Genomic DNA, 684 nt, shown 5'->3' with positions numbered 1-684 from the left:
GGCTATGTGGAAATGGGAGACCTTAACTTAGAAATGTCTGAAGCATTCCGTCATGCTGAAAATGAAGCAGAAACAACCACAAACAGATTATTTAACGGGGCATTTAAAGAATATTGATTATTACATATGAAAGTAAGACAGGTAACGTGAAAAGATTTGCTCAAGCACTGCAAAGGGAGTTAAACTTCGACATCATTGAAATTACAGATGACTTAATTGTTGAAGAAGAATTCATACATATTACATATACGATAGGCTTTGGGGAAGTACCTGAAAGGACTTTGAATTTTATTATTAAGAATAAAAATAAAATAAAAGGAGTTGCTGTGAGTGGTAACAAGGTTTGGGGTGATAACTATGGTTTAGCTGGGGACAAGCTTTCAGCAATGTTCCACGTACCATTGTTATTAAAGTTTGAACTTAGTGGAACAAAACAAGATTTGCAGAAGATTAATCGGGAGGTACAACTTATTGACAAACACCATACCAAAGTGGATCAAGCTCAATAATGAGATCATGATTCAGAAAGACGGGAAGTTTCAATTTGAGAAGGATAAGGATACGGTACACAGGTACTTTGTTGACTACATTAATCAAAACACAGCCTTTTGCCATGACTTAAAAGAGAAACTGGATTATCTGATTAAAAATGATTACTACGAAGAAGAATTCTTAAGCGAATAT

2 protein-coding genes are annotated in these 684 nt (G+C 34.6%); both read left to right on the top strand.

The genetic code is table 11. The features are described 5' to 3' along the window. The first annotated feature begins 113 nt into the window (after window positions 1–113). Window positions 114–509: a class Ib ribonucleoside-diphosphate reductase assembly flavoprotein NrdI gene (gene nrdI / locus ACFV9Q_RS29250; protein WP_375806966.1), complete on the top strand. Its 396-nt coding sequence runs from the start codon at window positions 114–116 to the stop codon at window positions 507–509. A 7-nt stretch (window positions 510–516) separates the two neighbouring features. Continuing rightward, the coding region (locus ACFV9Q_RS29245) for a hypothetical protein (RefSeq protein ID WP_377237313.1) at window positions 517–684 on the top strand (168 nt) is incomplete at its 3' end.

The sequence above is a fragment of the Promicromonospora sp. NPDC059942 genome, assembly GCF_042731755.1.
Lineage (GTDB): Bacteria > Actinomycetota > Actinomycetes > Actinomycetales > Cellulomonadaceae > Promicromonospora.
Note: the sequence above shows the minus strand (reverse complement) of the source record. Positions and strands in the feature narration are given on the sequence as shown.